The organism is Acinetobacter sp. 3657 (assembly GCF_031456775.1).
GTDB lineage: Bacteria > Pseudomonadota > Gammaproteobacteria > Pseudomonadales > Moraxellaceae > Acinetobacter.
In genome coordinates this window covers 1-1080 of record NZ_JAVDVH010000037.1, presented here as the reverse complement: position 1 = coordinate 1080, position 1080 = coordinate 1, and the positions used below count along the sequence as shown (strand labels likewise).

The following is a 1080-nucleotide window of genomic DNA, read 5'->3' as shown; positions in this document are numbered from 1 at the left end:
TTGGTGACCGTCAGACTGGTAAAACAGCAATGGCGATCGATGCGATCATCGCTCAGAAAAGCTCTGGCATTAAATGTGTTTACGTTGCGATTGGTCAAAAACAATCAACAATTGCAAACGTAGTACGTAAGCTAGAAGAAACTGGCGCTATGGCGTATACAACTGTTGTCGCAGCTGCGGCCGCTGATCCTGCAGCAATGCAGTATTTGGCTCCGTATTCTGGTTGTACAATGGGTGAATACTTCCGTGATCGCGGTGAAGATGCGTTAATTATTTATGATGATTTGTCTAAGCAAGCTGTTGCTTATCGTCAAATCTCATTACTTTTACGTCGTCCACCAGGTCGTGAAGCATATCCAGGTGACGTATTCTATCTTCACTCTCGTCTTCTTGAACGTGCTTCGCGCGTTTCTGCTGACTATGTTGAGAAATTCACGAACGGTGAAGTTAAAGGCAAAACTGGTTCTTTGACTGCATTACCGATCATTGAAACTCAAGCCGGTGACGTATCTGCATTCGTACCAACCAACGTAATTTCGATTACTGACGGTCAGATCTTCTTAGAAACATCATTATTCAACGCGGGTATTCGTCCTGCTGTGAACGCGGGTATCTCGGTATCGCGTGTTGGTGGTTCTGCTCAAACGAAGATCATCAAAAAATTGTCTGGTGGTATCCGTACTGCTTTAGCGCAATACCGTGAATTGGCTGCGTTTGCTCAGTTTGCTTCTGATCTTGATGAAGCAACACGTAAACAACTTGAGCATGGTCAACGTGTAACTGAGTTAATGAAGCAGAAACAATATGCGCCTTACTCAATTGCTGACCAAGCTGTTTCTGTTTATGCATCTAACGAAGGCTACATGTCTGACGTTGAAGTGAAGAAAATCGTAGACTTTGATGCTGCGTTAATCTCTTACTTCCGCTCTGAAAAAGCTGCGTTAATGCAACAGATCGATGAAACTGGTGATTATAACAAAGACATCGAAGCGGCAATCAAAGCAGGTATTGAGAGCTTCAAAGCGACTCAAACTTACTAAGTTAAGCTTTAGTTAAGTTTGGTTCACGGATCAACCTTCG

The 1080-nt window shown here is 43.4% G+C and carries 1 protein-coding gene; it reads left to right on the top strand.

Annotation, left to right across the window (positions count from 1 at the left end):
* Positions 1-1040: F0F1 ATP synthase subunit alpha (atpA, locus tag J2Y37_RS15850; RefSeq protein WP_349033421.1), on the top strand; the 1040-nt coding region annotated here is incomplete at its 5' end.
* Positions 1041-1080: the final 40 nt, after the last annotated feature.